Here is a 6,728-nt window from a genome sequence, read left to right on the forward strand (position 1 = left end):
TCAGTAGGTCTCAGACAAGCGACGTAACCCGCACGTAGGGGGCTAGTGATGGCAGTCAACGCAGCGCCGCCCGGGCAAGCGCCGGCCGGTCGGTTGGCAGGCCGATGGGTGCCGCGGCCGGTGATCGGAGCCCCTACCACGGAGCTACATCGCTCGGCCTCGCGCAGGAACGACCGGTGCACAGCCTTCGGCCGAAGCGTCACGACATGGATCTGACACAGGCCGTGCTCGAGCACCCCTACCTGGTGCTCGGTCCCTTCGTGCTCATCGAGGGGCCGGCCGCGACGATCACCGCGGGCACCCTGGTCGGCGCCGGCGCTGCGGCGTTCTGGCCGATCTGGCTGATCGTCGCGCTGGCCGAGGTGGTGGGCGACAGCCTGCTCTACCTTATCGGCCGGTCGGCCCGGCGGCCCTGGGTGGCGTCCCTGCTGAGCAGGTTCAAGGCGACGGCGCTGCTCGACCGGCTGACCGGGATGTCACTGCCTCGGCTGGTGATCACCGCCAAGCTCGTCGACGTCTTCGCCCTCCCGGCGTTCGTGTCGGCCGGGCTCGCCGGGCTCCCGTACCCAAGATTCGCCGCCTGGGTGGGTGCCGCCGCCGCCGTACGCGGCCTGGTGCTGATCGGTCTCGGTGCACTGCTCGGCAGCCAACTGTCCGGCCTGCTCGCACTGCCCGGCGGCATCTTCCTGCTCACCGCGGCCGTCGCCGTGCCGGTCGCTGTCTTCCGCCTCGTCATCAAGCGATACCACCGACGAAAGGTAGTTCGTCCCATGCGCATCCTCATCGGTGCCGACACCTACGCCCCGCACGTCAACGGGGCGTCCTACTTCGCCCAGCGCCTTGCCGTGGCACTGACCGCCCGGCACGAGGTGCACGTGGTCGCGCCGTCGACGGACACCCGCAACCATGCCGGCATGTCCAGCGACGGCGTCGTCGAGCACCGCGTGCGTTCCTTGCCAGTGCCGGGCCATCCACGTTTTCGGTTCTGCCCGCCGCTGGGGCTACGCGCGGCAGCCCGCCGGATCCTCGACGAGGTCCAGCCCGACGTGGTGCACGTGCAGAGCCACTTCCCGCTGTGCCGGGCGCTGGTCGACGCGGCGCACGAGCGCGGCCTGTTCGTCATCGCCACCAACCACTTCATGCCCGAGAACCTGATCCACTACCTGCCCATCGGCAACGCTGGCCGGACGAGGGCACACAACTGGGCATGGCGCGACGCCGCCCGGGTGTTCGCCAAGGCAGACATCGTCACAGCCCCGACCCCGTACGCCGCCACGCTCGCCGTCGTCTCCGGTGTGTCCGGACCGGTCCTGCCCATCTCGTGCGGCATCGACCTCACCCGCTTTCGCGAGCAGGCGCCCGCGGCCGAATTCCGATCGGCCTACAGCCTCGCGCACAAGCCCACCATCACGTACGTGGGCCGGCTCGACGCCGAGAAGAACCTCGACGTCGTGATGCGGGCGTTCGCGGTGGTGCGGCGCTCCCTCGACGTCCAGTTGCTTCTGGTCGGCACCGGGTCCGAGGACCGGACGCTGCGGTCGCTCGCCGGGGAACTAGGCGTCGCCGAGCATGTCACGTTCACCGGCTTCATCCCTGACGAGGACCTTCCCTCCGCATACGCGGCGTCGGCGGTCTTCGTCAACGCGGGCACCGCCGAGCTGCAGAGCCTGGTCACGCTCGAAGCGATGGCCAGCGGAAGACCCGTGATCGGCGCCGATGCCGCAGCCCTGCCCCACCTCGTCCGGGACAAGGAGACCGGCTACCTGTTCCCGCCCGGCGACGTGGTCGTGCTCTCCGAGCGACTGCTCACCGTGCTCGGCGACCCGAAGCACGCAGAAGAGTTGGGGCACCGGGCTCGTGCCGTGGCCGAGGAGCACGACCAGACCCACACGGTGTCCGCGTTCGAGCAGCTCTACCGGATGCGTCCGGCCCGCGAGTCGCCCGCGCCCGCCGAGGTCGCCGCATGACAGCGACGATCGTCCGAGCGGGCACCTCCCGCTGGTATCGCAACGTCCAGCTGAGCCTGGGCCTGGGCACGGCGGCCGGGGCGGGCCTGCTGCTGGTCGGCGACGTCGACCCGGTGGACCAGATGGTCAGCGAATCGATCCGGACGGCGCCGGGCGCCGTCCTGCTGGCCCTGGCGGCGTGCGGGCTCGCGGCAGCCGGCGCATGGCTCCTGGTCGGCGCCCGGCGCGCGCTGCCACCGGCCTGGCCCCTCACCGTGCTGCTGTCGGTGTGGTGCGTGTCCCTGGTCACGGTGGTGGCATTCCCCACGAACCTCCCGGGGACAGAACCGAACGTCGCCGCCGCGGTGCACCGCTTCGGGGCGGCGCTGATGGCAGCGCTGCCACCGCTCTTCGCCCTGCTCATCGCCAAGCGTGCCGGGCGCGGGACAGACCCGGCCCGGGTTCGCTGGCTGCGCGCGGCCGGGTGGTCCGCGTTCGCCGCGTGTGTCGCGTTCGCGGCGGCGAACGGGCCGGCGGTGCTGCTCGGCCAAGGCCATCTCCCGTTCGCGGGCCTGGCCGAACGGGTTCTGCTGGCGCTCGTGCTCGCCGTAGTCGGGCTCTGCGCCTGGGTGCTCGAAGGGGAGGAGCGGTCCCGATGGACCTGATGGCTACGATCGAGAACGCGATGACCTCTCCGTTCATCTATCTGGCGATCCTCGCGCTGGCCATCCTCGACGCGTTCCTGCCGTTCCTGCCGTCGGAGTCGGTCGTCATCGCGGCGGCGGTCTTCGCCGTGTCGGGCATCCCGTCGCTTCCGCTGATCATCGTGTTCGCCGCGCTGGGCGCCTTCGTCGGTGATCACATCGGTTTCCTCATCGGGCGCTTGTTGCGCAGGCGCCGTCCGGGCGGCCGCCTGATCCGCGCCGCCGACAGGATCGCCCCGCACCTGCACCGCCGGGGCGGCGCCCTGATCATCGCGGGCCGGTTCGTCCCCGGCGGACGCACCGCGATCGTGACCGCCAGCGGTGCCACCGGCTACCCGCTTGCCCGCTTCGCCCCGTTCGCCGCCATCGCCGCCGTCACCTGGGCCGGCTATTCCGGCCTGATCGGCTACCTCGGCGGCGCCGCCTTCGAATCCAACCGGATGCTGGGCCTGGCGGTCGGCCTCGGTCTCGCCCTGTCCATCACCGCGCTCGGCGAACTGGTCCGCTACGTGTTGCGCCGCCGCCGAGCGGCGATCGCGGCCGGATGACGTCGTCGGGCATCGAGTACGTCGTACCCGAGTCGTACGCCTACGTGCGGGCGGGCTCAGCTGCCCGCCCCCCACCCGGACCACCCCACGACACACCGGCCTAACTAGTGCGGTGTCGGCGAGGTGGTCGACGCCGTGGACGCGATGGTGGTGATGCCCGCGTTTCATCCAGGCCCAGACCCCCTCGGTCGGATTGAGGTCGGGTGCGTCTGGCCCTGCTGACGTTGTTCTCAGCGGTGCTCGTGGTGCTCGGCGGGCGGATAGGACCGGCCATCCCGCGGAGCCATGCCCGAGGGCCGCCGTCCCTTGTCCTACGCCGCGCCCGCCGGGGCGGGGGGACGGGTCAGCGCACCGCGTTGTCCTCCCCCGTGGTACGGCGCGCGATCGGGGCGGGCGGGGTCGCGGCCGGAAGGTCAACCCGGAGCAGCGCGCCACCGCGTGCGGAGCGTGCGACGGTGGCCCGGCCGCCGTGGGCGTCGACGACCCGCTGCACGATCGACAGCCCGAGACCGGATCCTGGCAACGCCCGGGCGCTGTCGGCACGGTAGAACCGGTCGAACACCCGAGGTACGTCGGCGGCGTCGATGCCCGGCCCGGCGTCGTCGACCTCGAGCACCGCCGACGCGCCCTCGGCACGGAGCCGGATCTGGACCGGCTGGTCCGCGGGGGACCACTTACCGGCGTTGTCGATGAGGTTGAGCACCGCCCGCTGGAGCGCGGCGGGACGGCCGCTCACCCACACGGAGGTGAGGTCGAGCGTTATCTCGATGTCGGGCACGCGGGAACGCGCCCGGGTCGCGGCGGCCACCACCAGGTCGGCGAGGTCGAGCAGCTCGGTATTTTCGTCGCTGACGTCACCGCGGGCCAGGTCGGTCAGCTCGGCGACAAGGGTGCTCAACTCGACCACCTGGCCGCCGAGATCGTTGAGCAGCCGGGTTCGGCTCTCCGCCGGCAGTGCGCTGTCCAGCGTGCCACGCCGGTCGAGCCGGATAAGCAGCTCGACGTTGAGGCGCAGGCTGGTGAGCGGGGTCTTGAGCTCGTGGGCGGCATCCTCGGCAAGCAGCCGCTGGGCCTGCCGGGAGTCGCGAAGCGCGGCGAGCATGTCGTTGATCGACTGGATCAGCCGCCGGATCTCCCCACCGCCCTCATCCGGGATGTGGGCGTCGAGATCCCGGGTGTGCGCGACACGTTCCGCGGCGGCGGTCAGCCGGTCGATCGGTGCCAGTCCGGTCCGCGCCACGGTCCGCCCGACAAGGGCGCCGCCGACCACGCAGAGCAGCCCGATCAGCAGCATCCCGAACCCGAACTGGTTGATCGGGCTGTCGTCGACGACGCGGGCCACCTGGACCGCGCCGTCGCCCGCCCGGAGCGTGTAGACGACGTAGCCGTCCTCGTCGCTGTCGTTCGACTCCATCAGGTCGACCAAGCCGCCCTGCGCCACGCGCCCGGCGTCCTCGCTGACCGGGGGCAGCGCGGGTTGACCGACCGGCGTCCGGGTCGAGCCGTCGGGCAGGATGACCCGCACCAGCGGACCGGATCCGGGATACGGCGGTAGCGGGACCTGCCCCAGACCGGCGCGCTCCGCGGTCGCCGCCAGGACGCGGGAGTCGGCGCGCAGCTGATTCTCGGCGCTGTCCCGCAGCTGCCAGTCCAGCAGCTCACTGGACACCTGGAAGGCCAGGAACACGCTGACGGCGATGGCCGTCGCCGCGATCACCGTCAACCTGGTCCGCAGGGACCGTCGACGCCACCATCGGGTCAGCCGACGCGGTTCCCGGCCCGCGGGCCTGCTCACGGAGGAGTCTCCCGCAACGTGTATCCCAGGCCGCGCAGCGTGTAGATCAAACGTGGCTCACCTTCGGCCTCCATCTTGCGGCGCAGGTAGCTCACATACACCTGGAGGTTGTTGGCGGTGGCGCTCATGTCGAAGCCCCAGATCGCCTCGAACAGCGCGTCGCGGGTCAACACCCGGGTCGCGTTACGCACGAGGACCTCCAGGAGGAGGAACTCGGTCCGGGTCAGGCGCAGCGGCCGTCCGCCCCGCAGCGCCTCGAACCTGTCGGGATCGAGCCGGACATCGGCGAACGACAGAACCTGCGACTCGCCGTCGCCCGGCGTGCGCCGGCGCAGCAGGGCCCGTACCCGGGCCAGCAACTCCTCGGTGGCGAACGGCTTGGGCAGGTAGTCGTCGGCGCCCGCGTCCAGCCCCGCGACCCGGTCGGAGACCTGGTCACGGGCGGTCAGCATCAGCACCGGCAGATCCCGACCCGCGGCCCGCAACCGCCGGCAGGTCTCCAACCCGCCGAGGCGGGGCATCATCACGTCGAGGATCAGCAGATCCAACGTGTCACCGCCGGCCCCACCGACCTCATCGAGCACGGCGAGGCCGTTGGCGACGGTGCTGGTGTCGTAACCCTCGACCTGGAGCACCCGCTCCAGCGACTCACGGATGGCCGCGTCATCATCCGCGATCATGATCCGCACGCCGACCCGCCCCCTTCCAGTCGATGCCTTGCTGCTCATCGTCCCCGGTCAAGCTGAGGCCAGGATTAGAGCGTCGCCGGGGAATGGCGCTCTTACGAATACTGAAGTCCGATCCGCAGCCGACGTTCGGCGTCCGCTGCTTGCGGCGGACGGTACGCCTGAAGGGGTTCAGCCGCGGCTGGCGTACAGGTAGACGGTGACGGCATCGGGTGCGTCGAGGTCGATCAAAAGCGCTCGGCGGGTGCCGTCTGCAAGTGGCTGCTCCTCATCGAGGCCGGCGATGGTCGTGGCGGTTTCGGGGTCCCACGTGCTGCCGCCACCGACGTTGTGCGTGGCGTCGACCGCCCGAAGCCCTGGTGCGAGAGCCGTCGTGAAATTCGCCGTGGCGACGAAGGCGTCGAGTGCCGTGCGAGGTATGCGGAACTTGGCCGAGAGCTCAGTTTCCAGGCCGTTGCGGTACACCGCGACCAGCAGCACGCTGCCGGGCGGCAAGGTCACCTGAGCGATGGCTTCCACCTGAGCCGCGCTGGCGACCTCCGGCCCGGACTGCACTGGCAGCAGGTCCACGCCGTCGCCGCCGACGGACAGCCCCACCACGCCGCACGCGATCAACGACAGAAACAGACTCACGCACGCCAACACGAGGGCGACCGTGCCTCTCCGATTACCCGTCCTCGGCGCAACGGCCTCGACCATGACCAACACGATACGACGTACGCCCAGCGGCAGGACCGCGCATCGAGCGCCGCCACGCCCTCACTCAACGTGACGCACGGTCCGCGGCTAGATCCGGATCCGCGCGCCCGCGCCGCGGCATGAGCGGGTGTCAGTAATGATGAGGCGTCCGTACGGAGGTGATGGTGGGGCAACCGACACTGTTCCTGACCGTGGGGCTCCCCTGCACCGGGAAGACCACGGCCGCTCGGCGCATCGAGGTCGAGCAGAAAGCGCTTCGCCTTACGAAGGACGAGTGGGTGAAGGCCCTCTACGGGCACGAGAACCCGCCAGCGGCCGGGGACGTGATCGAGGGACGGCTCCTCCAGATC

7 protein-coding genes are annotated in these 6,728 nt (G+C 70.9%); 4 read left to right on the forward strand and 3 right to left on the reverse strand.

Going from position 1 to position 6,728, the window contains the following annotated elements:
• Positions 1–206 precede the first annotated feature (206 nt).
• Genes Vse01_RS22115 through Vse01_RS22125 form a run of 3 tightly spaced genes read left to right on the forward strand, consistent with a single transcriptional unit; the run spans position 207 to position 3,198 of the window.
• Positions 207–1,967, forward strand: coding sequence for a glycosyltransferase (locus Vse01_RS22115; protein WP_139233252.1), 1,761 nt, complete (start codon positions 207–209; stop codon positions 1,965–1,967).
• The gene (locus tag Vse01_RS22120; RefSeq protein WP_093410925.1) at positions 1,964–2,611 is read left to right on the forward strand and encodes a DUF998 domain-containing protein; all 648 of its coding nucleotides are present in this window, start codon (positions 1,964–1,966) and stop codon (positions 2,609–2,611) included. The genes Vse01_RS22115 and Vse01_RS22120 overlap by 4 nt, the downstream gene beginning before the upstream one ends.
• A complete protein-coding gene (locus Vse01_RS22125; RefSeq protein WP_093410923.1) occupies positions 2,602–3,198 on the forward strand; it encodes a DedA family protein in 597 nt (198 codons plus the stop codon). Before Vse01_RS22120 ends, Vse01_RS22125 begins: the two co-directional genes overlap by 10 nt.
• 343 nt (positions 3,199–3,541) lie before the next feature.
• On the opposite strand, the gene Vse01_RS22130 is transcribed toward Vse01_RS22125, so the two are convergent.
• From Vse01_RS22130 to Vse01_RS22140, 3 genes are all read right to left on the reverse strand, one after another.
• On the reverse strand, positions 3,542–4,993 hold the full coding sequence (locus tag Vse01_RS22130) for a HAMP domain-containing sensor histidine kinase (RefSeq protein ID WP_093410921.1): 1,452 nt from the start codon (positions 4,991–4,993) through the stop codon (positions 3,542–3,544).
• Complete coding sequence (locus Vse01_RS22135) at positions 4,990–5,673, reverse strand: response regulator transcription factor (RefSeq protein WP_275415520.1); 684 nt, start codon at positions 5,671–5,673, stop codon at positions 4,990–4,992. The genes Vse01_RS22130 and Vse01_RS22135 overlap by 4 nt, the downstream gene beginning before the upstream one ends.
• A gap of 177 nt (positions 5,674–5,850) precedes the next feature.
• Positions 5,851–6,378, reverse strand: a complete 528-nt coding sequence (locus Vse01_RS22140; RefSeq protein ID WP_139233251.1) for a hypothetical protein — start codon at positions 6,376–6,378, stop codon at positions 5,851–5,853.
• A 161-nt stretch (positions 6,379–6,539) separates the two neighbouring features.
• Between Vse01_RS22140 and Vse01_RS22145 the strand changes: the two genes are divergently transcribed.
• A partial coding sequence (locus tag Vse01_RS22145) for a P-loop nucleotide/nucleoside kinase family protein (RefSeq protein ID WP_204019260.1) occupies positions 6,540–6,728 on the forward strand: 189 nt, incomplete at its 3' end.

This window comes from Micromonospora sediminimaris (assembly GCF_016863575.1).
Classification (GTDB): Bacteria; Actinomycetota; Actinomycetes; order Mycobacteriales; family Micromonosporaceae; genus Micromonospora; species Micromonospora sediminimaris.